Source organism: Enterovibrio coralii, from assembly GCF_001559595.1.
In the GTDB taxonomy this organism is placed as follows: Bacteria; Pseudomonadota; Gammaproteobacteria; order Enterobacterales; family Vibrionaceae; genus Enterovibrio; species Enterovibrio coralii.
In genome coordinates this window covers 109,163-132,167 of record NZ_LNTY01000055.1, presented here as the reverse complement: position 1 = coordinate 132,167, position 23,005 = coordinate 109,163, and the positions used below count along the sequence as shown (strand labels likewise).

General features: G+C 50.3%; 20 protein-coding genes and 2 pseudogenes. 9 read left to right on the top strand and 13 right to left on the bottom strand.

The features are described 5' to 3' along the window. The first annotated feature begins 18 nt into the window (after positions 1-18). Positions 19-393, top strand: a complete 375-nt coding sequence (gene apaG, locus ATN88_RS20785) for a Co2+/Mg2+ efflux protein ApaG (RefSeq protein WP_067419523.1) — start codon at positions 19-21, stop codon at positions 391-393. Between the two features lie 14 nt (positions 394-407). Then, positions 408-1,244, top strand: coding sequence for a symmetrical bis(5'-nucleosyl)-tetraphosphatase (locus ATN88_RS20780; protein WP_067419522.1), 837 nt, complete (start codon positions 408-410; stop codon positions 1,242-1,244). On the opposite strand, the gene folA is transcribed toward ATN88_RS20780, so the two are convergent. From folA to rplU, 6 genes and pseudogenes are all read right to left on the bottom strand, one after another. Next, the gene (gene folA, locus ATN88_RS20775) at positions 1,241-1,720 is read right to left on the bottom strand and encodes a type 3 dihydrofolate reductase (protein WP_067419521.1); all 480 of its coding nucleotides are present in this window, start codon (positions 1,718-1,720) and stop codon (positions 1,241-1,243) included. The genes ATN88_RS20780 and folA overlap by 4 nt on opposite strands. 42 nt (positions 1,721-1,762) lie before the next feature. Continuing rightward, positions 1,763-2,227: a threonine/serine exporter family protein gene (locus ATN88_RS20770; RefSeq protein WP_067419520.1), complete on the bottom strand. Its 465-nt coding sequence runs from the start codon at positions 2,225-2,227 to the stop codon at positions 1,763-1,765. Then, a pseudogene (locus ATN88_RS20765) lies at positions 2,224-2,990 on the bottom strand (threonine/serine ThrE exporter family protein). Before ATN88_RS20765 ends, ATN88_RS20770 begins: the two are co-directional and overlap by 4 nt. Before the next feature lie 135 nt (positions 2,991-3,125). Continuing rightward, positions 3,126-4,298 carry an Obg family GTPase CgtA gene (gene cgtA / locus ATN88_RS20760; RefSeq protein ID WP_067419519.1) on the bottom strand — a complete coding sequence of 391 codons (1,173 nt, stop codon included), beginning with the start codon at positions 4,296-4,298 and terminating at the stop codon, positions 3,126-3,128. 394 nt (positions 4,299-4,692) lie between these two features. Then, positions 4,693-4,950 (bottom strand): 50S ribosomal protein L27, encoded by a 258-nt coding sequence (gene rpmA / locus ATN88_RS20755; RefSeq protein ID WP_002536479.1) that lies wholly within the window; start codon positions 4,948-4,950, stop codon positions 4,693-4,695. A gap of 17 nt (positions 4,951-4,967) precedes the next feature. Then, entirely contained in the window at positions 4,968-5,279 is a 312-nt protein-coding gene (gene rplU / locus ATN88_RS20750) for a 50S ribosomal protein L21 (protein WP_002536481.1), read from the bottom strand. A 270-nt stretch (positions 5,280-5,549) separates the two neighbouring features. On the opposite strand from rplU, the gene ispB reads away from it, so the two are divergent. Then, positions 5,550-6,521 (top strand): octaprenyl diphosphate synthase, encoded by a 972-nt coding sequence (gene ispB / locus ATN88_RS20745; RefSeq protein ID WP_067419518.1) that lies wholly within the window; start codon positions 5,550-5,552, stop codon positions 6,519-6,521. Positions 6,522-6,582: 61 nt separating this feature from the next. Next, positions 6,583-7,272: a DUF3313 domain-containing protein gene (locus tag ATN88_RS20740; RefSeq protein ID WP_067419517.1), complete on the top strand. Its 690-nt coding sequence runs from the start codon at positions 6,583-6,585 to the stop codon at positions 7,270-7,272. Positions 7,273-7,327: 55 nt separating this feature from the next. On the opposite strand, the gene mdh is transcribed toward ATN88_RS20740, so the two are convergent. Further along, positions 7,328-8,263, bottom strand: a complete 936-nt coding sequence (mdh, locus tag ATN88_RS20735) for a malate dehydrogenase (RefSeq protein ID WP_067419516.1) — start codon at positions 8,261-8,263, stop codon at positions 7,328-7,330. Between the two features lie 303 nt (positions 8,264-8,566). On the opposite strand from mdh, the gene argR reads away from it, so the two are divergent. The 3 genes from argR to ATN88_RS20720 all read left to right on the top strand — a co-directional run bounded on the left by argR (position 8,567) and on the right by ATN88_RS20720 (position 12,485). After that, the gene (argR, locus tag ATN88_RS20730; RefSeq protein ID WP_067419515.1) at positions 8,567-9,037 is read left to right on the top strand and encodes a transcriptional regulator ArgR; all 471 of its coding nucleotides are present in this window, start codon (positions 8,567-8,569) and stop codon (positions 9,035-9,037) included. A gap of 399 nt (positions 9,038-9,436) precedes the next feature. Continuing rightward, the gene (locus ATN88_RS20725; protein ID WP_067419514.1) at positions 9,437-11,995 is read left to right on the top strand and encodes a TRAP transporter permease; all 2,559 of its coding nucleotides are present in this window, start codon (positions 9,437-9,439) and stop codon (positions 11,993-11,995) included. A gap of 52 nt (positions 11,996-12,047) precedes the next feature. Beyond that, the gene (locus ATN88_RS20720) at positions 12,048-12,485 is read left to right on the top strand and encodes a universal stress protein (RefSeq protein WP_067419513.1); all 438 of its coding nucleotides are present in this window, start codon (positions 12,048-12,050) and stop codon (positions 12,483-12,485) included. A gap of 72 nt (positions 12,486-12,557) precedes the next feature. Here ATN88_RS20720 and ATN88_RS20715 read toward each other — a convergent pair whose 3' ends face one another. Continuing rightward, positions 12,558-13,472, bottom strand: a complete 915-nt coding sequence (locus ATN88_RS20715; RefSeq protein WP_067419512.1) for a LysR family transcriptional regulator — start codon at positions 13,470-13,472, stop codon at positions 12,558-12,560. Between the two features lie 167 nt (positions 13,473-13,639). On the opposite strand from ATN88_RS20715, the gene ATN88_RS20710 reads away from it, so the two are divergent. Further along, positions 13,640-13,999, top strand: coding sequence for an antibiotic biosynthesis monooxygenase family protein (locus ATN88_RS20710; protein WP_067419511.1), 360 nt, complete (start codon positions 13,640-13,642; stop codon positions 13,997-13,999). Positions 14,000-14,064: 65 nt separating this feature from the next. Here ATN88_RS20710 and ATN88_RS20705 read toward each other — a convergent pair whose 3' ends face one another. Next, positions 14,065-14,694: a flavin prenyltransferase UbiX gene (locus tag ATN88_RS20705; protein WP_067419510.1), complete on the bottom strand. Its 630-nt coding sequence runs from the start codon at positions 14,692-14,694 to the stop codon at positions 14,065-14,067. Continuing rightward, positions 14,687-16,059, bottom strand: a pseudogene (mpl, locus tag ATN88_RS20700) (UDP-N-acetylmuramate:L-alanyl-gamma-D-glutamyl-meso-diaminopimelate ligase). Before mpl ends, ATN88_RS20705 begins: the two are co-directional and overlap by 8 nt. A gap of 336 nt (positions 16,060-16,395) precedes the next feature. Between mpl and fbp the strand changes: the two are divergent. Further along, positions 16,396-17,412, top strand: coding sequence for a class 1 fructose-bisphosphatase (gene fbp / locus ATN88_RS20695; protein ID WP_067419596.1), 1,017 nt, complete (start codon positions 16,396-16,398; stop codon positions 17,410-17,412). 46 nt (positions 17,413-17,458) lie between these two features. Here fbp and ATN88_RS27825 read toward each other — a convergent pair whose 3' ends face one another. From ATN88_RS27825 to tamA, 3 genes are read right to left on the bottom strand one after another with little or no spacing between them, the layout of a single operon-like run. Next, entirely contained in the window at positions 17,459-18,418 is a 960-nt protein-coding gene (locus tag ATN88_RS27825) for a translocation/assembly module TamB domain-containing protein (protein ID WP_232313456.1), read from the bottom strand. After that, positions 18,334-21,183 (bottom strand): autotransporter assembly complex protein TamB, encoded by a 2,850-nt coding sequence (tamB, locus tag ATN88_RS20690; protein WP_232313455.1) that lies wholly within the window; start codon positions 21,181-21,183, stop codon positions 18,334-18,336. Before tamB ends, ATN88_RS27825 begins: the two co-directional genes overlap by 85 nt. Continuing rightward, positions 21,180-22,901: an autotransporter assembly complex protein TamA gene (gene tamA / locus ATN88_RS20685; protein WP_408607726.1), complete on the bottom strand. Its 1,722-nt coding sequence runs from the start codon at positions 22,899-22,901 to the stop codon at positions 21,180-21,182. Before tamA ends, tamB begins: the two co-directional genes overlap by 4 nt. Positions 22,902-23,005 lie beyond the last annotated feature (104 nt).

Sequence of the window (23,005 nt, the reverse complement as noted above, 5' to 3'; positions counted from 1 at the left end):
GAAGGAAACGCAACAAGGATGGTTAATAACAATTTTACGGTTCGCGTTCTCACGCATTACGTTGCAGAACAATCCGAGCCGGATAAAAAACGTTACGTTTTCTCTTACACGATCACCATTGAAAACAATGGTGATCGTGAAGCTCAACTGCTCCGCCGTAAATGGCTGGTGACCGATGCCAACGGCAAAAAACTGGTCATCGAAGGCGAAGGTGTAGTAGGAGAGCAACCGCTTATCGAGTCAGGTGAAGAGTACACCTACACCAGTGGCACCGTTCTCGAGACCCCCGTTGGTGTGATGCAAGGTTTCTACACCATGCTCGGCCCTATCGAGAAAGAGTTCGACATCGAAGTCACACCTTTTCGTCTGGCAATGCCCAACATCCTTCACTGATATCAGGAGCTCGCGTGGCGACTTACCTTGTTGGCGATATTCAGGGTTGTTATCGCGATCTTCGCGATCTACTCGACCTCGCTCAGTTTGATAAAACCCAAGATCATCTCTACATCGCTGGCGATCTCGTTGCACGCGGACCGGATTCGCTGGATGTCCTCCGTTTTGTGAAGGGCTTAGGCGAGCACGGCCACACCGTGTTGGGTAATCACGATCTTCACCTTCTTGCCGTATCAGAAGGGATCATGAAGCCAAAAGCCAAAGACAAGACCCTCCCTATTTTGGAAGCGGATGATCGTGACGAACTGCTGACTTGGCTAAGACATCAACCCCTGCTTATCCATGAAGCAATGCCTAGAGGTGACACACTAGGCTTTGTAATGACCCATGCTGGCGTTCCACCTTGCTGGGATTTAGCCGATGCCCAAGGCCATGCGAAGGAAGTAGAAGCGGTTCTTCAAAGCGATAACTATCTGTGGCTGTTGCAAAACATGTACGCCAATGAACCTTCAATCTGGAACAGTCACCTAGAAGGCATCGAACGTTATCGTTACACCATCAATGCGTTCACTCGCATGCGATTTATCACAACAGACGGCGGCCTAGACATGGCTTGTAAGCTCCCACCTGAAGAGGTAACAGACGGAAGCCTCGTCCCTTGGTTTGCATTCGAGCAACGTAAAGCGATTGATGAAACACTGGTCTTTGGCCACTGGGCGGCACTGGGCGGTGTCATCAATGACCACTATATGGGATTAGACACCGGCTGCGTCTGGGGTGGGTCACTGACCATGGTGAGATGGGAAGATGGGCAAAGATTCAGTCTTCCTTGCCCTATTCATGCTGGTTAACGATCGAGAATCGTAAACTCCATGTCATAGCGGTTCTTCTCATCCGCGGTGTAATGCTCTGAATGGCTCAACGTCCAACCCTCTCCCCAATCAGGGAATTGGGTGTCGCCGTCAATATCGGCATCAATAAACGTCAGGTAAAGGCGATTTGCCAGCGGCAGACACGCTGCGTAAATCGCACCACCACCGATGATCACGGCTTCATCAACATCACTGACCAATGCAAGCGCATCATCAATACTCACCACGCTTTCAACGCCTTCTGCCGACCACTCTGGATTGCGGCTGATGACAATATTGCGACGTCCCGGTAAAGGGCGACTGATAGAGTCATAGGTCTTGCGCCCCATGATCACAGGTTTGCCTACTGTGTTTTGCTTAAACCAGCCAAAATCAGCAGGCAGGTGCCAAGGCATAGCATTGTCTTTTCCGATTACTCGTCCTTTTGCCATCGCGGCAATCATACTGATCTTCATTGCGTTTTTTAGACCCTGTCCCAGTAAAAAGCTCGACACATGCTACACCACAGGACGGCGGCGGTAAAACAACAAGCCCGGCATAGCGAGGCCGATCGCCAATGCGGCGATAATGAACAACGCACTTATCGCGTTATTAATCAGCATGGTCCAAAGTGCGTCGCTGTATCCAAGACTATTGATTTCAACCAGTGCAATCATTGCCTTAAAGGCATACACCCCTGGTACCATGGGAATAATCGCAGCGACAGTAAACACTTTGGGATGTGCTAACAATCGTTGAGACCAATAAACACCAATCATCCCTACCAAGGTTGCACCGCCCAAAGATGCCCACTCAATGAGGACGCCGAAATGCATCATCAGAAATCGGCTACCGTGACCCAGTGCGCCGCCCAACGCGCAATACTTCAGTGCCTTTGCTGGAACGTTGAAAACCAATCCAAACCCTACGGCAGGAATGGCGGCAAACAACATGTCGTGTAGCAGTTCAACAATCAGCATCATAACCACCCCCAGATACCCGTCAGGTTCATCGCGCCGATAATGCCAAGGCTGGTAGCTAAGGTCAGCAAGCTTGCCATCACCCAACGGGCAATACCCATATTGATATAGCCTTTCACCATGTCTGAGACGGCATTGATAAGCGGAAAGCCCGGTACCAGCATTAACACTGAAGAGGCCATGGCGAGATACGGCTGATTACCGACTTGATGCATTGCACCCAGGCTGGAAACTAAGGTAGTAACAAACGCGGTGATCCCGAAGTTTAATAAGGGATTGAAGTGGCGATGTGCGATTTCTTGCCGCACTAACATACCAATAAATGACGACACAAACGCGACCATAAATACCGCCGCATCCCCCCTGATAAGCGACTGAAGCTCGCGCACGACAGCGCGACCATCACAGCCACAAGCCAGCGGTTATAACGTTCAGGGGAAAGCTTGCTCAAACGCTTTTTCACCGCATCTTTATCCAGCAAGCCTTTTTCAGCCATGATCACAATACGTTGGATCTCGGTGATCACCCGCATATTGATCCCGCGATCCGGGCAGCGACGCGCCGTGGTAATACAATGTTGATGCGTGATTGTAGTGATCACCATCGAGCTAGCCGACAAAGACAGCTCCACACTATCAAGCCCCAAAGCTTCACCTAGCCGACAACACATGTCGCTGACCAGCTTACTTTCAGCACCGTGTTGAAGTAGCATTTGCCCCGTATGGCTAACCAGCCGTGAAATCTCCCGTTGAACAGGTTCGCTCATCCCTATCACTTCCTGCACCCGTCTCTCTCCTTGTGACTGTGTATGAGCTACGTTTTTACGCCAGGTCTGAAAGGATTACTTTGATTTGGACAAAAAAAAACCGCCAATACATGGCGGTTTTTTGAAATCATTGATTTACGGACGGTAGATGATCTCGACGTCGTAGTCGTCTTCGTTCCAATCGTCCCAGTCATCGTCATCATCATCGAACTTAGACTGTTTCTTGATTTCTTTCTCGTGGTAGTCGTCCCACTTGAATTCCACTTTGCCTTCTTCTTCCACTTGTTGTTCAAGTTCAGCAGGCAGAGTATCGATGAATTCCATCAGATCGTAAGTCAGCTGTTGGGTGTTACCACGGTTGATCGCAGAGATCGCGTAGTAAGGTTCATCCCAAGCCAGAGCTTCTAGAACACGTTCCATTCGCTCTTCGGCTTCTTCATCTGTCATCAGATCAAGCTTGTTGAAGACGATCCAACGTGGCTTGTCAGCCAGTTTGTCACTGTAGCGCTGAAGCTCTTCAATGATGGTGAACGCATTGTCCACAGGATCCGAACCATCAACTGGCATCAGATCGATCATGTGCAGCAGCACACGACAACGCTCAAGGTGTTTCAGGAAGCGAATACCCAGACCCGCACCTTCTGCTGCACCTTCAATCAGACCTGGAATGTCAGCAACCACGAAGCTCTTGTTGTCCGCAATGCGCACAACGCCCAAGCTTGGTACCAACGTCGTAAACGGGTAGTCCGCGACTTTTGGTTTCGCTGCAGAGACCGCACGGATGAACGTTGATTTACCCGCATTTGGCAGACCCAGCATGCCCACGTCAGCCAGCAGAAGCAGCTCAAGACGCAGGTGACGCAGTTCGCCTTTCGTACCCATACTCTTTTGACGAGGCGCACGGTTTACTGATGACTTGAATCGGGTGTTACCCAGACCATGCCAGCCCCCCTTCGCAACCATCACTTTCATGCCGTGATGGGTCAGGTCAGCAATAGTTTCGCCGGTGTCTTCGTCAATCGCACGCGTACCCACTGGCACATTCAGCACCAGATCGTCACCACGTTTACCGGTACAGTTACCACCACGGCCATTTTCGCCACGGCCTGCCGCATGGAAACGCTCAAAACGGTAGTCAATCAGGGTGTTTAGGTTTTCATCTGCCAACAGATATACGTCACCACCATCACCGCCGTCGCCACCATCTGGGCCACCTTTCGGTACATATTTTTCGCGACGGAAGCTAACGGTACCGTTACCGCCATCTCCCGCTTCGACGCGGATCACCGCTTCATCTACAAATTTCATTTATTCTTCTCCATACCCTGCACATCCTTTCCGCGAGAAAAGGTCTTACGTGTCATTGGGTTAACAATGGCGAATTAGCAGCACCCTGATGGAGTACTTCTGGCTGATGATCTTAAAGATCTTAGGATCAAAAACCACTCTGCGTTCAGATTCGTCTTCCTAAGTACACGGTCTCAATGAATCGTGACAGGTGTGACGTTCGCGTGACGAGTTCCTTTCATGTATTCGTTGAGTAACGAATGTCGCGAGTTTAGCTGTTCAGTCGCCGATGAGCGCTATCTATCCAAGTCACGTCTAAACCACATCATAAATGTGACGTAGCGCAAATGTCACTTGGATATACAACAAAAAGCCCCGCCGTAAGGCAGGGCTTCGAAATTAGAATCGAGTGCTATTACTCAGCTTCGATGCTAACGAATTTACGGTTCTTAGGACCTTTAACTTCGAATTTCACTTTGCCGTCAGACAGAGCGAAAAGAGTGTGGTCTTTACCGCAACCTACGTTAGTGCCCGCGTGGAATTTAGTACCACGTTGACGAACGATGATGTTACCTGCAAGTACAGATTCGCCACCGAAACGCTTAACACCTAGGCGTTTGCTTTCTGAGTCACGGCCGTTACGAGTAGAACCGCCAGCTTTTTTATGTGCCATTTATCTCTTCTCCTAAATTAAGCGCTGATGCCAGTGATTTTGACTTCAGTGAACCACTGACGGTGGCCCATTTGCTTACGAGAATGCTTACGACGACGGAACTTAACGATTTTCACTTTGTCGCCACGACCGTGAGTAACTACTTCAGCAGTTACTTTACCGCCTGCTACGAATGGTGCGCCAACAGTGATTTCTTCACCGTTTGCTACCAGCAGAACAGAATCAAACTCAACAGTTGAGCCAGTTTCGATGTCTAGCTTTTCCAAGCGAATTGTTTGACCTTCGCTTACACGGTGTTGTTTACCACCACTTTGGAAAACTGCGTACATGGTTTTCTCCGCATTTCCGCACAGCCTACCGCGTTCAAAAAGTGTGCAGTGAGGGGTGCGCATTTAATTCATCAATAGGGCGCGAATTCTACGGCAAGAATCGCCTTCTGGCAAGGGGGTATTGAAAGAAAATTGGTGAAAACCTGTTCACTGTAATTAACCCGTTCAATTACCACCGTTAGCACAGTGTAGAGCGCGAATTTTTAGTGTACTATCATCGCCAAAAAGACAGCAGACTTACTGCATTCTTCCCTTGGACCGGACGCATCAATGGATTTTAACACCATCCAAGCACTTACTGCCGATGATATGGCAAAAGTGGATAAAAAAATACTTGCGCAGCTTAATTCTGACGTCGCATTAATTAACCAGCTTGGTTTTTATATCATCAGCGGCGGCGGTAAGCGTTTGCGCCCTATGCTTGCTGTTTTGGCAGCGAAGGCACTCAACTATCAAGGTGAAGGCCATGTGACCGCTGCAGCCTTTATCGAATTCATTCACACAGCAACATTGCTTCACGATGACGTGGTAGACGAATCTGACCTACGTCGTGGCAAAGCAACCGCCAATGCCATGTTCGGCAATGCCGCCAGCGTATTGGTCGGCGACTTCATTTATACCCGTGCTTTCCAAATGATGACCGAGCTTCGATCGTTAAGGATCCTCGATGTCATGAGTGAAGCCACCAATGTGATCGCAGAAGGTGAAGTCCTGCAGTTAATGAACTGCAACGATCCGGACACCACCGAAGAAAGCTACATGCAGGTGATCTACTCCAAAACAGCGCGCCTGTTTGAAGCAGCAACGCAGATCGGTGCGATCCTTGCTGATGCTAATGAAGAGATCGAAGTCGCGCTGCAAGACTATGGTCGTTACCTCGGCACTGCCTTCCAGCTGATTGATGACGTGATGGATTACACGTCACAAGGCGAGGAAATGGGTAAAAACACCGGTGACGATCTTGCCGAAGGCAAACCAACGCTTCCTTTGTTGCATGCGATGGCAAACGGTAACCCAGAGCAGTCGGCGATGATCCGCGAAGCGATCGAGCAAGGCAATGGTCTGGATAAGCTAGACCCTATCCTTGCTTGCATGGAAGAAGTCGGTTCATTGGATTACACACGAGGGCGTGCTGAAGAAGAAGCTCAGAAAGCCATAGACGCATTGGCACCGCTCCCCGAATCAGAGCAAAAAGAAGCACTCAAAGCTCTCGCGCTCATTGCGGTCCACCGCAAAAAGTAAGCAATACCTAACGCACCCTCAGTGGTGCGTTTTTTTATACCTTGAGTTTAAGGAAGACGTTTTGAAGCCAACTCTTAGAAAAGCGGCGATCGCCGTGCTCAGCAGCGCATTATTGTTTGGATGCGCCGCAGGAAACCGAATCCCAGCAACCCAATTTACCTCTTACGAAGACTTTCAAGCTGGTCCAGAAGGCGGTGTAGACCTTGTGTGGGCGCGCGTTGGCCTTCGCAGTGAGGAAAGACTTAAGCGCAAGCTGGCAAAATATGATGCCGTCGTGATTGACCGCATTTATGTCCTCACTAATGAAGACAACCCACTGAGCGACGAACAAATCGAAGAATTGACTGACTACATGTCGGTAAAACTCAAAGAGAAAATTGCGCCATTCAAACGCATTGTGGACAAGCCAGAAGCGAACACACTGCGCCTTAGCATCGCGATCAGCAATGTGGAAACCCCAAACCCTATCCTCGCTGTCACAAGCAGCCTGCTGCCTGTAGGACTCGGAATTTCTACGATTTCAAAAATCGCGACCGGCGAGCACACCAATGTTGGTAGCGCGACCGTTGAGCTATTAGTCAGCGATGCCAACGATGATCGTCCTCTTTTCGCCGCTATCGATCGCGAGGTCGGCAACAAAGATCTCTCCACCATGATCGATTCACTGGATGATGCGAAAGACGCGATCAACTGGTGGGTGAACCGCCTTGGTCGAACCATGGAAGCAATATTGCCATTCAGTAGTAAATAGTAAAGACAAAAAAAAGCGGCCATTGGCCGCTTTTTTTTTATTTCGCTGACATTGCTTACTTAACGAATTCTTCGCCAAGTTTGATGTCGTTACGCAGCGTATCCAGCATCGCATCCAGAGCGTTTTGCTCGAATGCGCTCAGTGGGCCGTGATCCAAGATCTCTTCCACACCGTTTTTGCCAAGGCGTACTGGTTGCGCGAAGAAGCGAGCGTACTTGCCGTCACCTTCCACGTATGCACACTCAACGATACCTTCTTCGCCTTGTGCTGCACGTACCAGAGACAGACCAAAGCGACATGCCGCTTGACCCATAGAAAGCGTTGCAGAACCGCCACCCGCTTTCGCTTCAACAACCTCAGTACCAGCATTTTGGATACGAGGCGTCAGTGCTGCCACTTCTTCTTCCGTAAACTCGACGCCTTCAACTTGAGAAAGCAGAGGCAGGATAGTTACGCCAGAGTGACCGCCGATTACAGGAACACGCACTTGACCTGGATCTTTGTCTTTCAGCTCAGCAACGAAGGTTTCTGAACGGATGATGTCCAGTGTCGTTACACCGAACAGACGGTTCTTGTCGTAAACACCTTTCGCTTTCAGCACTTCTGCTGCGATAGCAACTGTGGTGTTTACTGGGTTAGTAATGATACCGATCAGTGCTTTCGGGCACACGTCAGCAATTTTTTCACTTAGAGAACGAACAATGCCCGCGTTCACGTTGAACAGATCTGAACGATCCATACCTGGTTTACGCGCGACACCTGCAGAGATCAGAACCACGTCTGCACCTTCCAGTGCTGGAGATGGATCTTCACCGCTGTAACCTTTGATCGTTACAGGGGTTGGAATGTGGCTAAGATCTACAGCAACACCCGGAGTTACAGGGGCAATGTCATACAATGCCAGATCTGAACCCGCAGGCAGACGGTTTTTCAAAAGCAGGGCTAAAGCTTGACCAATGCCACCAGCGGCGCCAATCACAGCAACTTTCATTTCGTTCTCCTTATGTACGATTTTTAATTCAGACCTTTGGTTAACGCACATGGCCCGTAATATGGTTTACTTTTTCGCGATGCATATGTGCGTGTGTTTCAACCTGAATGCATCATACGTGGCTGGGAAGGATGTCGACAAGCTTATCACTCTAAGGATAAGCCAGCCTCTCATTTTTCCGCCTTCGGCCAGACAGGCGGGTTGAAAGGTGATAGGTGCGTCACTTTACTGCTGATTTTATTGCCCCAGCCTGAATCACTATGCAAAAATGCGCCATCCTGACATGGGGAAGAAAGAAGACATATGCGCAATTCAGATAAACAAGATCTATTGGTAAAAGCGTTTAAAGCGATCTTAAAAGAAGAGAAATTCAGCTCGCAGGGCGAAATCGTCGATGCACTGAAAGCGCAAGGCTTTGAAAACATTAACCAGTCGAAAGTCTCTCGCATGCTGACGAAATTCGGTGCCGTGCGTACGCGTAATGCCAAGATGGAAATGGTGTACTGCCTGCCAGTTGAGCTGGGCGTACCAACCACAAGCAGCCCGCTGAAAGAGCTGGTGATGGACATTGATTACAACGACGCACTTGTTGTGATCCACACGGGTCCAGGTGCTGCACAGCTTATCGCTCGTCTGCTTGACTCACTCGGCAAGGCGGAAGGCATTCTGGGTGTGGTCGCGGGTGACGATACCATCTTCATCACACCGACACGTGCCACCACCACATCTCAACTGTTTGACGCTGTATGCGGTCTGTTTGACTACACCCGCTAATTTCGTTTTAAACAAACTATCTGGGCAGACTGCCATACAAGGCGCTCTGCCTATTTTTTTATCCAGCACTACTCCCCTCTTTTACCAATAACTGTCTCACAATTGGTACTTTCGTATTTTTCTCCACCCTCACACCTCATTTCGATGTGAAATGTCATGACAAAATATTTCTCCGGTTTTAAATTTCGGAAAAGGATTTGTTATCATCCTTATTAAAGAAAGCCAATTTTCACAAAATAAACTGAGCCTTAAAAAAGGCATCGCCTTACACCGAGTGTCATTAGCTGGAGAAAAAAGCCGTAGAAAACGCGCTGTGAAGATAAGCCAGTCAAACTGGAATTGTCAGCCTCTGATGTCAGGTGTTTTTACACTTTTACTTGCCAATTAAAGGACAATGGCATGACGAAGACGACCGAGACACCGCAAGAAGCGCAGGATATTGTCGCACAAGCGGACACCGGGGCCCGTGCTCCATCCGGGATACCGGGACGAATCCTTTGGTTTGTTCCTTTGTGCTGGTCAATATTCCAGCTTTGGTATGCCTCACCATTCACCGTTGCGCTTAATGATACCGAAGCGCGCTCAATACACTTGGCGTTTGCTATCTTCTTGGCATTCACCGCCTACCCTGCTCTAAAGAATTCACCGCGTGACCGCATCCCTCTGCAAGATTGGGTCTTTGCGCTCGCTGGAAGCTTCTCTGCAGGCTATTTATTCCTCTTTTACTCAGAGCTTGCATCGCGCGCAGGTGCGCCAACAAGCTTTGATATCGTCGTTGCTGTCACAGGGATGATCCTGCTGCTTGAGGCCACACGACGGGCGTTGGGGCCACCTTTGATGGTGGTTGCACTGGTATTTTTGATTTATACCTTTGCAGGTCCTCATATGCCGGACGTCATCGCGCACAAAGGTGCAAGCCTAAATAAAGCGATGTCGCACATGTGGCTAACCACCGAAGGGGTATTCGGGGTGGCACTTGGCGTATCTACGTCTTTCGTGTTCTTGTTTGTTTTGTTTGGTGCACTGCTCGATAAAGCGGGTGCTGGCGGCTACTTCATCAAAGTCGCCTTCTCCATGCTTGGTCATATGCGTGGCGGCCCAGCGAAAGCGGCCGTGGTGGCATCGGGGCTTTCCGGCCTGATTTCTGGCTCCTCCATCGCCAACGTGGTCACGACCGGTGTATTCACCATTCCATTGATGAAGCGTGTGGGTTTCCCTGGCACTAAAGCTGGCGCAGTAGAAGTAGCGGCTTCAACCAATGGACAGCTCACGCCACCTATCATGGGTGCGGCTGCGTTTTTGATGGTGGAATACGTGGGTATTCCTTATATCGAAGTGATTAAAGCTGCGATTCTGCCAGCGATCATTTCTTACATCGCCCTTATCTATATCGTTCACCTTGAAGCGTGTAAGGCGGGCATGACGGGCCTTCCTCGTCGTCACCAATCGACCGTTGTGCAATCTCTTCTGAGCTTTGTCACCATCGTGATTGGCATCTGCGTAATGAGCTTTGCGGTTTACTACGGCATCGGCTGGACCAAAGATGTGTTTGGCGCCGCGGCAAGTCCAATTATTGCTGTAGCTATTTTTATTGCTTACGTCGCACTGGTTCGCTACTCCTCGCAATACAAAAAAGAGGCGGTAGAAGACCCCGCAGATACCGACCTTTCAGAGCTGCCAGATCCAGGTCCAACCGTACGCTCAGGTCTTTACTACCTGCTGCCTATCGTGGTCTTGGTATGGTGTCTGATGGTTGAGCGCTTCTCACCGGGTCTCTCTGCATTCTGGGCGACCTTGTTCATGATGTTTATCGTTGTGACTCAGCGTCCGCTGATTGCCTTCTTTAAAGGCGAATCAAACTTTGGTGAAGCCCTCAAAAACGGCTTTGTCGACTTAGCAGAAGGTTTTGTCGCAGGTGCACGCAACATGATTGGTATCGGTGTGGCGACAGCCGCGGCAGGTATCGTAGTAGGTGTCGTCACGCTAACCGGCATTGGTCTGGTGATGACAGACTTTGTTGAGTTCATCTCGGGCGGCAACATCATGTTGATGCTGCTGTTTACTGCCATCATCAGTCTTATCTTGGGCATGGGTCTGCCAACAACGGCAAACTACATCGTTGTATCGACACTGATGGCACCGGTTATTGTGACGCTGGGCGCGCAAGAAGGCCTCATCATCCCACTGATTGCCGTGCACTTGTTCGTGTTCTACTTCGGTATTCTGGCCGATGATACGCCGCCTGTTGGCCTTGCAGCCTTTGCGGCCGCGGCGATTGCCAAGTCCGACCCGATCCGTACCGGTATTCAAGGTTTCACCTACGATATTCGTACTGCAATTCTGCCGTTTATGTTCATCTTCAACACCCAATTGCTGTTGATGGACATCAGTGGCCCCGTTCATCTGATACTGACGATTGTGTCTGCCACGGTCGCCATGTTGGTGTTCTCCGCAGCCACACAGGGTTGGTGGTTTACCAAAAACAAATGGTGGGAAACCCTCTTCCTACTGCTGATCACTTTCTCCTTGTTCCGTCCGGATTATTGGTGGGATCAAATCCATCCGCCAACAAACGACTATCCGGGTTCAGCTGTGATCGAGGTGGCTGAAAAACTTCCTGATGGTCAAACGTTGAACCTGCAAGTACGTGGTGAAACTATCGATGGCGATATCGTCACCAAACACGTACATCTGCCAGTCGACATGGCACAAGCTGAAGGTTTAGCGCGCGTTATGTCAACGGGTCTGGAGCTTCGTGATGAAGACGGTGCGAAAGTGGTAGATATGGTTCAGTGGGGTAGCCCTGCCTCTAAAGCGGGCATCGACTTTGACTGGGAAATCGTTCAAGTCAGCACGCCTGCTGATCGTCCATCCAAGGAATGGGTATTCGTACCGACCTTCTTGCTATTGGGCGCATTGGCGTGGAACCAACGCCGCAGGGCGAAACAAACCGCGTAATTTACCGGGGCCTTCGGGTCCCTTTCATCACGACACATAGAGAGAGTCATTCATGTATAAGCACATTCTTGTCCCTGTTGATTTGAATGATGAGAGCTTTGCAGACAAAGCGGTAGATCATGCGATTTGGCTGGCAGGACAAACGGGTGCAACCTTGCACCTTCTCACCGCGCTGCCGGGGATCCATAACTCCATGGTGCAATCTTACTTCCCTGAAGATGCTGCACGTCAAATGAAGCAGGATGTTCGCAACAACCTAAGAGCATTTGCCGAACGCATGATGCCAGAAGGTGTGGCTTATGACTTATCGGTTGCTGAAGGCAAGCCTTACAAGGCGATTGTGAAAACCGCTGAGGCATTAGGTTGCGATTTGATTATTATGCCAAGCCATAAGCGTTCAAAAGCCAACAAGCTCATCATCGGCTCTGTCGCCTCGAAGGTGCTCGAACAATCTAAGGTCAATGTATTGATCTTAAAGCCGCAAGGCTGAGCCAACAGTGCGTTTCCAAGCGACAAAACGCGGCAACATAAAGGGGCCTATATGGCCCTTTTTCACTGCTCACTACTCACTGCCAAAAGGCCGGTCCCAGTAAGGTTGCTCGCCGTAATACTGACTGGCAAAGTCGATAAAAACCCGAATTTTGCCCGGCAAAAACTTGCGCGCGAGGTAGACGGCATAAAGTGCCAAAGGTTTAGGCTCATACCCATTCAGTATCTTTTCCAATTTCCCATTGGCAAACGCCTCACTGGCAATGAAAGTAGGTTGAATAGCGATGCCTGCCCCTTCCACTGCCGCATTCACTAACAGGTCGCCGTTGTTGGCTACCAGCATCGCAGGAAAATCAAAATCCTGTCCAATGACGTCGAACTCAGAGAACAGCATGTTGGCGTGCGAGTAGCTGTATTGCAGATACCGGTGATGCTTCAGATCATTCGGCGTTTTCGGTGTGCCGTGTTTTGACAGGTAGGCGGACGAGGCAAAGATCCCCATACGAACTGGCGCAAGCTTTCTCGCGATCAGCGAACTGCTTTCCAAATGCCCAATGCGAAGCGCAAGATCCACACCTTCATCGATCAGATCCACTTTTGAGTCCGACAGTTTCAAGACAATCTTTATCTCAGGATGCTGCCGCTGAAAGTCCAACAACAGCTTGGGCAAATGCCTCACGCCAAAAGACACTGGTACAGCAATGGTTAACTCACCGCTTAAGTGCACCTGCTCTGCCAGCAGCGAATGCTCCATGTCAGTAATGTCATCTAACACCTGCAGACAACGCTGAAAATAGAGTGCCCCCGCGTCCGTCAAACTCACTTTCCGCGTCGTTCGGTGCAGCAGCCGAGTATGAAGATTTTCCTCTAACGCCGCGACGTATTTGCTGACCAATTGTGGAGAGAACCCAAGCCTGTCCGCTGCTTTGGCAAAAGACCCTAATTCCGCCACCGCAATAAACACCTTCATGGTTTCGAGCTTATCCATACTGACAACACCTTGTTGATAGTCACTAAACACTATAGCCATTTATCAACATGGTCTTGCTGAGTAACTTAATCATCAGACGAGAAGTCTTATCGTCAAATAGCCTGAAATCTCAGGTCGTTTTGATATCTCGGAACAATTTTGCGAACAGGGATTGGAGAAAAACAATGAGAAAAAGTATTGCTCAACTTACTAAAGGTGCTGCACTGGCCACGCTGCTTGCGTCAACCTTCAGCATGGCGGAAGTGATTGAAATCGCGACCTTCAAACTCAAAGATGGCGTCAGCTACGAAACCTTTGCACCACTCGATAAACAAGTCGAAATTGAGCACGTTGCAAAACAGCCTGGTTTTTTGAGTCGAGAATCGGCGAAAGGTCAGAACGGAGAATGGTTAGTTGTCGTGCATTGGGCGAGCGAAGGTGACGCCCAAGCGTCAATGAACAGCTTTATGGAGGCACCTGCCGCAGCAGGTTTTATGGACAAGATTGATGCTTCGACCATGCAGATGAACCGCTACACCAAATAAGCGAAGACGCGATCAAAAAAGCCATTCATCCGAATGGCTTTTTATTGGATCCAAGATGCTGCGCATTAGCTTCTTTGATCGTATCCCCACCTTGGCACCAGCACCTGCTCAATCCCAAGATGATCGAGGATCCGCGCCACCATAAAGTCGACAAGATCTTCAATGGTTTTAGGCTGATGGTAGAAGCCCGGTGCCGCGGGCATGATGGTGACACCCATTTGCGACAGCTTCAGCATGTTTTCCAAATGCAGCGTTGAGAATGGTGTTTCACGCACCACGAGTAGCAATTGGCCTCGCTCTTTCAGCACCACGTCAGCTGCGCGTTCAGCAAGGTTGTCTGACATACCGTGAGCAATGGCCGCTAGCGATCCCGCAGAGCACGGACACACCACCATTTTCTTGGGTGCCGCTGAGCCTGATGCGACGGGCGAGAACCAGTCTTCTTTGCCACATACCACCAGCTTGTCTGTAGGCACGTTAAGGTGTTCGACCAATGCCGCTTTCACCGCGTCAGGGCCAGATGGCAATTTCAAACCGTGTTCAGTGGCCAGTACCACACGCGCAGCGGAAGAAATCAGAAGATAGACTTCGTAATCGGCCGCTAGCAAGCACTCCAATAGTCGCAGCCCATAAGGCGCGCCAGAGGCGCCGCTCCACGCCAGCGTAATACGTTTATCGGTATCTGAATTAGCCATGAACTTCCTGAACGCTATTTTCCAATGCCGCTTGCAGCTTACCGTGAATACCACCAAAGCCGCCGTTACTCATCACCAAGATAACATCCCCTGCGTTTACTGAGCCGACAACGCCTTCAACCAGCGCATCAATGTCACGATAGACCGATGACGGTGCTTTACACAGGTTAGCTACGTCGGCGACGTTCCATTTGATCTCTTCAGGATGGAACATGATCACTTCGTCTGCCGCATCTAGTGACGGCGCGATGTCGTCTTTGTGAACACCCATCTTCATGGTGTTCGAGCGTGGCTCTAACACCGCCAGAATACGACGCTCACCGACTTTGGCGCGCAGACCTTCCAACGTAGTTTTGATTGCCGTTGGGTGGTGGGCAAAATCGTCATAGACGGTGACACCCGCAAAATCGCCTTTGTGCTCAAGACGGCGTTTGGTGTTGATGAACTTGCCTAAGGCTTCACAGGCCAAGTCTGGCGTCACGCCGACATGGCGCGCTGCTGCAATCGTCATCAGCGCGTTATTGACGTTGTGGTCACCCACCAAATCCCACATCACTGTGCCGACGCAATCACCGTCAAACCACACATTAAACTCGCTACCGTCAGCTTTACGTTTTTCCGCTTTCCAAATGCCGTCTTCGCCAGCGTATTCCAGCTCGCTCCAACAGCCTTTTTTCAGCGTTTCCGCAATGTTTTCATCATTGGATGGCGCAATGATCCGGCCGATACCCGGTACGGTGCGTACCAAGTGGTGGAATTGTTTTTGGATCGCTGCGAGATCGTCAAAGATGTCGGCATGATCGAATTCAAGGTTGTTCAAGATCAGCGTACGTGGATGGTAGTGAACAAACTTGGATCGTTTATCGAAGAAGGCGCTGTCGTATTCGTCCGCTTCAACCACGAAGAACATGCTCCCGCCCAAACGCGCAGACACACCAAAGTTGCCCGGTACACCACCAATCAGGTATCCCGCTCATAGCCGCAATCTTCCAGTACCCATGCCAGCATGCTTGCTGTGGTGGTTTTACCATGTGTGCCAGCAACCGCCATCACCCAACGATCTTTGAGCAAGAAGTCCAGCAACCACTGAGGGCCAGAGGTGTAATTGAGATTTTTGTTGAGCACGTACTCGACGCAAGGGTTACCGCGACTCATCGCGTTACCGACCACCACCAAATCAGGAGCTGGGTCGAGTTGTGAAGGGTCATACCCTTGAATGATGTCGATCCCTTGAGATTCCAACAGGGTGCTCATTGGCGGATAAACGTTGGCATCACAGCCCGTCACCTTGTGACCAAGTTGTCTCGCCAAAATCGCTGCGCCGCCCATAAAGGTGCCGCAGATTCCCAAAATATGTATATGCATAGGTTCTAGTCAGCCAAGAAACAGTGGGCGTTCGTAACTGTTTAGTGAGAATACATGCGCCTTAGCGGCCATTTCCTCGTTTACGGATCACAGTTCCGAATACGTCCAAATTACTTCGTTACGAATAAAAAGTTCTACACTATAAACTTTGTAACAAGTTGATTTTCTATCCAGTTATTGCAGAACTTTCACGCGAAATTGAGCCAAGCGCGACAAGAGTTGCAGTCAACAATGGAGAAATCAGCCGAGTTATCAGGTGCTTTTTCATGTTTTTTGCTTGCAGCTTTAAAAGCATCTTACCCAAGAATCCATTCTCAGACATCAAAAGGATCTGAAATGTCCGATATGCGTACACTGGGTGAATTCATTGTTGAAAAACAACATGAATACCCGAATGCCAGCGGGGAGCTGAGCTCTCTCCTTTCATCCATTCGACTGGCAGCAAAAATCGTCAACCGCGAGATCAACAAAGCAGGTTTGGCCGATATTACCGGAGCATTTGGCGGTGAAAACGTTCAAGGAGAAGAACAACAAAAACTCGACGTTTACGCCAATGAGAAGTTTAAAGCGGCGATGGCTGCACGCGATCAAGTGTGTGGCGTAGCCAGTGAAGAAGAAGATGAAGCGGTCATTTTTGACTCTGAGCTCAGTCGAAATGCCAAATACGTCATCTTGATGGATCCGCTCGATGGTTCCTCCAACATTGATGTGAATGTGTCCGTTGGCACCATCTTTTCTATCTATCGCCGTGTGTCTCCGATTGGCCAGCCCGCGACCATTGATGACTTCTTGCAGCCTGGCAACCAGCAAGTTGCTGCGGGCTACATCATCTATGGCTCCTCAACCATGCTGGTTTACACCACGGGCAACGGCGTACATGGCTTCACCTACGATCCGTCCATTGGTGCCTTCTGTTTATCGCATGAGAGCATGACGATCCCAGAAGATGGCAAGATTTACTCCATCAACGAGGGGAACTACATTCGCTTCCCTCTCGGGATCAAAAAGTACATCAAGTACTGTCAGGAAAACGTACCTGAAGAAGGCCGCCCTTATTCTTCGCGCTACATCGGTTCTTTGGTGTCGGACTTCCACCGCAATATGCTCAAAGGCGGGATCTTCCTCTACCCAAGCACCGCCGCGTATCCGAGCGGGAAATTACGTCTCTTGTACGAGTGCAACCCAATGGCATTCATCATTGAGCAGGCTGGTGGTAAAGCCTCTAACGGACATCAGCGCATCATGGATATCAAGCCGACTGAGCTTCATCAGCGCGTGCCGTTTTTCGTTGGCTCGACCAACATGGTTGAGAAGACAGAGGCGTTTTTGGCGGAGTTCCCTGACGAGGATTAATCCTCAATATTTGCGATAAAAAAAGCCCGCTGTCGCGGGCTTTTTGTTATTTGATACTGAATTGATAGAGCAGGTCGACGGCGTTGTCGGCACCGGAGACGGCCTCAAGGTACAAGTCCTTGATCAGGCGATAGCGCACGGTAAATTCTGGCAGGCTGGTAAAAATACCCACCCCGTATTTCACCTGAAGACCCGGCAGGATGTAGCCAGACACTTCCACTTTTTCATCGTTACCACTGCCTGCGGTATCGACCGTAAGGTCTTGAACACCAAACGCTTCACCAATCTGACCAACCAGCTTACCGCTTTGCGATAAACCAAGGCCGATCAACATGGACGTCATGGCATTGCCGTCAGACTCACTATCAAGGTTACGACCGCGTGTCAGATACGAAAGCGCATTCGCCTGAGGCATAGCAGGTTGTGAGAACACTTGCACCTCTGGTGCATCCGCAGGGCCTGTCACGCGAATACCCGCTTCTACATCGTCTTCGATATTGTTCGGGTTACGGATCGCTTCTACTTGAAGGTAAGGTTGTTCTGGTGGCCCGTTAAACAAAATCAGACCTTTTTTGATCAGCAAATCCTGACCAAACGATCGATACGTACCGTCCACCAGATTCACGTCACCGCTGACACTCGGGCCTTTCTTGTTACTCTGCACATCCAGCTTGCCTTCAAGGTTGGTCTTCAGACCGAACGCTTCAAGGCGAACATCATCCCCGATGTTGACCTTGATCTGGGCATTGATGGTGATCGGATCTTTCTCTTCTTCACTGATGGGTTTCAGCTCGTCATTTAAGATCACCAGATCACTCGACACCTGCACCGCAGAAGGCGGCAGCGACTCAACGATTATGCGTCCCCAAGGCACAGACACATTGCCTGTCACGTCCACCTGTTTCGGTGTGGCTTTCAGCGTCATGTCAGGGCTGACTTCGAGGCTACCATTGGCGGCACCACCACTTTCAGGTTCTGCCCTTTCACATTGAGCGATGCCAGCCAAGCATTGAGGTCACGCCAATCCGCTTGCCCTTTTAATACCAAGTCGCCGTCGGGTGTTTCCACCTTACCGTTGATATCGCCTTGTTTGCCTTTCAGTGCAATCGCAATCTGACCCTGACGCACTTCAACGGGCGCCGCAAGACTTTGCAGTTTCAACCCCGTCAGGGTGATGTTGCCGTCTGCGGTTGGCGCATCCAAATCGCCGTTAAGCACCACATTACCGTTCAGCACACCTTCCAGCTTGCTGTCATCACCCAATAAAGGCTCTAGCATCTTCAAGCTGATCGCATCAATGCCGAAGGTACTTCTCAGCACCTTCTTGTCGCTGGAAAGGTTTGACATATCAGCATCCAAAGACACTGAGCCATTATTGGTTAAATCAAGCTGCGCCGTCGCCATAAGCTTTTCATCCACCAAATTGGCCGTGACGTTCACCTTGTCCCACCCCAAGGTAAACGGTTGGTCTAGCTGCTCAACCACATTACCTTTACCCAAAGCAACCGTCGCTTTTACTGTCGGCAGCGCATTTGGCTTCCACGCCACATCCGCGTTGGCATTGACCAAACCACTTAACGTCGTGGTTGCTGGCAGGAAAGATTGAATAATGTCGAGATTGAACTTGTCGACAGACACCGTCGCTTGCCCGCTGTCAGAGACCGAAATCGGTTTATCGAGACAAATACGACTCTGATTCTGTCCCCAACAAAATGCGCCAACGTTCACTTTGCCACTTTTAATGTCATAGCCCAGTGCCACATCATTTTGCAGTGCCCAAGGCCCAACCGGTGTACGAAGCGTGGAGTTATAGAGCGTGCCTTTCCAACCTGTGTCTCTGTCGAGGCTGCCGCGCAGCGCAATGTCCGCGCCGACAGGTTTACCGTCGACTTTCAGCGATAGCGTCTGTTCGGCTTCATCACCCGAGGCACGAAGTGTTAGGCTCTTCACATCCACGCCTTCGGCTTTAATACCGTTTACATCCACAATCAAGCCGCCACCCACAACAGGTAAGGGTTTGAGTGAACCACGGATTTTGGCATCTGCAATCGACACCAAGTCTTGATAGCGAAGTTTGTTGGCCGCAAGGTTCAATGCGGCTACTGGCTCTTTGAGCGTGCCCGACAAGGAAATGTCACCTTGAATCGCACCGCTCGCGTCTGGCACAGATGCCGCCAACGAGGGCAGCTTGATACCCACATCCAAATCCAAGGTCTCGTTCACACGACCAGATACCGCGATTTGGTTTGGTCCATGGCTTAACAGCAGACCTTCCGTATCAAGTTGGATATCTCCTTTGCCTTTCACATCCGATGCCGCGACCTGACCTTTTAATGTCAGGGCTTGGTTGCGTATGTCACCTTGAATATCCAGCTCTGGCACATTCACCTGCCAACCGCCCGCTTGGGTAAGCTGACCATCGTTTTTCACTTTGCCGCTGAGCTTGCCTTCTGCTTCCGGCCATTGCAGACCCGGCTGAATATCGGTGAAGGTCAATGACGTGTCCCATTTCACCAAGGTCGACCAATCGACACTGGCGGCACCTTTGATGTTGCCTCCCAAGGTATCGAGATCTAGGTTGCCCAACGCGATTTTGGAGAGATCACCACTCAGTTGCGTTCTTAAGGTAATGTCCGGAATATCTTTGCCCGACGCATCGGTTTTCAAGGTGGCGCGATAACCGTTAAGGCTGCCGTTTGCTCGAAGTGCCGACGACGCCAGTCGGTAGTCGGGTGCCGAATCGATTGGCCATTGAAGATTACGACTGGTCAGCAAGGCTTCAAACGGCAAATCAGGATCGAGGACATTGAGTTTGCCCGAAAGCTTTGCCTGCAAAGTACCGGTTAAATCTGCCTTTAGCTCCAGCTCGCTCAAATCGCCTTTTGCGTCCAGCGTTAAGGTATGCCCACCAAGCGGTTTCATGCGAATATCTGCGTTTGCATCAAGAGTAAGTGGGTACTCACCTTTCAATGCAATATCACCGTTTAGGTCGACTTTTCCTTGCTCGGCATCCAGCAACAGTTGTTGAATACTGACATCGTTCCCAGCCGCACGGCCTTGCAGCACCAGGTGGTGCACCTTCTGCGCTTGAGGCAACAGAAGATCGACGTCTTTCAACTCAAAGCGTTCGATGACCACATTTAGAGGAATGTTCACCTCTGGCAAAGTAAGTGCCTGCTTCGGCTCGGACGATTTTTCGGATTTGGCTTCTGGTTCGCCTTTCGACTCCGCCAACTCGACTTTTATCCCTTGCCAAAGCGTTGGCTTGAGCGTCAGGTTACTGCGCTGCATTTGTGCGGCAGTGGTCAGGCTATCCCAGTGCACCTTGTTACCAAGGATGTCGAGATCGATATTTGTCAGCGATACGCCGTTAAGAAACACAGGAATCGGCGTTGAAATTGAGGTGACAGGCTCAGAGGGCGGCGTCTCTTCAGACGGGCCAGTATCTCCGACATTGACCTTGAGACCATCGGCATTGAGTGCATCAATACAGATAGCTGGGCCCGTCAGACATTTGCTGTTCAAATCAAGAAACATCGAGTTGGCTGACACAGACACACCCTGCATGGTGAAGGTCACGCCATCAAGCGCAAAGCCATTGAGCAGCGCACCGCTGCCTTTTTCAATCTTAAGTTCTGGCAGGGCTTTTTCTGCGCCCCACACCGCCAGTTTTACACCGACAGGCGTCAGCAAAATTGCCCCAACACCCACCACAATCAGGACCAACAACAGAACTACCGCAAGGGTCAGGCGTTTTACCCATCGCATCATAGTTCAGGACCTAAGCTAAAGTGGATCATGAAGTCATCATCTGTATTTTCAAAACCATGGGCGACATCCAAACGGATTGGCCCCACTGGCGATTCCCATCGCACGCCGACACCGGCGGAGGTTTTCCATTCTGGATCACTGGTCGTCCATGCGTCACCCGCATCGGTGAAGATGGCAGCCCACCAGTTACCTGAGACGCGATAGTTATATTCCAACGAACCCGTCGCCAGATAGCTACCGCCTTCCAGTTTGCCTTCGTCATCTTTTGGCGAGATAGACTCGTAGCTGTAACCTCGAATACTGTTGTCACCACCAGCAAAGAATCGCAGCGATGGAGGCACACGCTCAAACTCGTCGGTGAAGACACCGCCTGCATTAGCTCGGAACAAGAAACGGTTATCGTTATTGAGGCTACGAATCCACGCCGTTTGACCAATCACACGGAACAGCGAGATATCTGACAGCAACGCAGGATCACCCGCTTCAAACGTAATGGATTGTTTGTCCCCCCAAGACGGCATGGCACCGCCGCGGCTTCGTACGCGCGAAAAGTTAATCCCTGGCAAAATCAGGTTCGACTCATCTGACACACTGCCTTGGGTATAGTCAGAGTACAGCCAACGCACGTACAAAGAGCGTTGCCAACCCGTATCGTATTTCCAGTGACGGGAAATGGACGAGGTGAACTCAAAACTTTGGGTATCGTTGTTATCGAGATTTTCCAAGCCGACTTGCACTTGGTAGTACTCGCGAAGCACATCCTCAAGCGGAATTTTGTAAGTCGACTCCAGCGTCTGTTTGGGCTTAGACACGTACAAATCTGTATTCAGGCTGTGGCCGCGGCTGTTAAACCAAGGCTTACGCCAACCGATTTTGACGCGAGGTCCGGTGTCGGTCGAATAGCCAATACCGGTTTCAAACTGGTTACGTGGCGCGGGCTCTAGGCTCACTGAAATCGGCACACGATCATCGCGCAAATCATCAAGCCCCGCTTCAACCAACACAGATGAGAACCAGCCTGTGTTGGAAAGCGATTGGTTAAATGCCCCCAAATCACTCACAAGGTAAGGGTCGCCTTCCTTGTAGGTCATCATGCTGTCGAGGCGGTCTTCATTAATTTGGCTGTTGTGATAGATAGTCGGGCCAAAATGGTAGCGCGCACCACTGTCAAAATGCAGGCGAATAAACGCTTGATGAAGCCCCGGTGCAACTTCCAGCTTTGCCAGCGTGTATTCGGCATCAAAGTAGCCACGGCGCACCGCAAGGCTTTGAATGGAGGATTTCAGGGCGTCATATTGCCCTTGGTTTAACACGTCGCCTTTCATCGGCGCCGTTTGCAATAACGTTTTGAAAGCCGGGTCTGTTGCCGCACCGCCAATCAGCTTCACATCAACGTCTGAAATGATCACCGGTTTTCCCGGGTCAATATTGAGCACGACGGTCGCGTCAGTGTCTGATTTTTTGTCTTCGACGGAGAATTTTATTACGGGGTCAAAATAGCCAAGGGCTTGGAGTGCTTTGGTCGCTTCGTCAGTCACGCGGGACTGAAGGCGGAAATCGACACGACGATCGTTATCTGAAATGGCATCGAGGTACACTTCGACGTTGTCTTTCAGGGCATCATCGAGGCCCTTGATTTTGAAATCAACATCCGCGATTGCTACCCCGGGAACGCCCAGTACACCACAAATCACCCAAGGTATTAATCGTTTAATTATCATCAGTCGTACGTCTTATTCTCATCCTGAAAGTCATAATGAAACAAATTTCACCACAGTATGACCTTGAATACGGGGCAAAGTGCTGTTGCAAATGTGCATCA

What these genes read in the sequence shown, in the direction of transcription:
- apaG (WP_067419523.1), top strand. Translation starts at nt 19, where the DNA reads ATGGTTAATAACAATTTTACGGTTCGCGTTCTCACGCATTACGTTGCA.
- folA (WP_067419521.1), bottom strand. Translation starts at nt 1,720, where the DNA reads ATGAAGATCAGTATGATTGCCGCGATGGCAAAAGGACGAGTAATCGGA.
- ATN88_RS20770 (WP_067419520.1), bottom strand. Translation starts at nt 2,227, where the DNA reads ATGATGCTGATTGTTGAACTGCTACACGACATGTTGTTTGCCGCCATT.
- cgtA (WP_067419519.1), bottom strand. Translation starts at nt 4,298, where the DNA reads ATGAAATTTGTAGATGAAGCGGTGATCCGCGTCGAAGCGGGAGATGGC.
- rpmA (WP_002536479.1), bottom strand. Translation starts at nt 4,950, where the DNA reads ATGGCACATAAAAAAGCTGGCGGTTCTACTCGTAACGGCCGTGACTCA.
- rplU (WP_002536481.1), bottom strand. Translation starts at nt 5,279, where the DNA reads ATGTACGCAGTTTTCCAAAGTGGTGGTAAACAACACCGTGTAAGCGAA.
- ispB (WP_067419518.1), top strand. Translation starts at nt 5,550, where the DNA reads ATGGATTTTAACACCATCCAAGCACTTACTGCCGATGATATGGCAAAA.
- mdh (WP_067419516.1), bottom strand. Translation starts at nt 8,263, where the DNA reads ATGAAAGTTGCTGTGATTGGCGCCGCTGGTGGCATTGGTCAAGCTTTA.
- argR (WP_067419515.1), top strand. Translation starts at nt 8,567, where the DNA reads ATGCGCAATTCAGATAAACAAGATCTATTGGTAAAAGCGTTTAAAGCG.
- ATN88_RS20725 (WP_067419514.1), top strand. Translation starts at nt 9,437, where the DNA reads ATGACGAAGACGACCGAGACACCGCAAGAAGCGCAGGATATTGTCGCA.
- ATN88_RS20720 (WP_067419513.1), top strand. Translation starts at nt 12,048, where the DNA reads ATGTATAAGCACATTCTTGTCCCTGTTGATTTGAATGATGAGAGCTTT.
- ATN88_RS20715 (WP_067419512.1), bottom strand. Translation starts at nt 13,472, where the DNA reads ATGGATAAGCTCGAAACCATGAAGGTGTTTATTGCGGTGGCGGAATTA.
- ATN88_RS20710 (WP_067419511.1), top strand. Translation starts at nt 13,640, where the DNA reads ATGAGAAAAAGTATTGCTCAACTTACTAAAGGTGCTGCACTGGCCACG.
- ATN88_RS20705 (WP_067419510.1), bottom strand. Translation starts at nt 14,694, where the DNA reads ATGGCTAATTCAGATACCGATAAACGTATTACGCTGGCGTGGAGCGGC.
- fbp (WP_067419596.1), top strand. Translation starts at nt 16,396, where the DNA reads ATGTCCGATATGCGTACACTGGGTGAATTCATTGTTGAAAAACAACAT.
- tamB (WP_232313455.1), bottom strand. Translation starts at nt 21,183, where the DNA reads ATGATGCGATGGGTAAAACGCCTGACCCTTGCGGTAGTTCTGTTGTTG.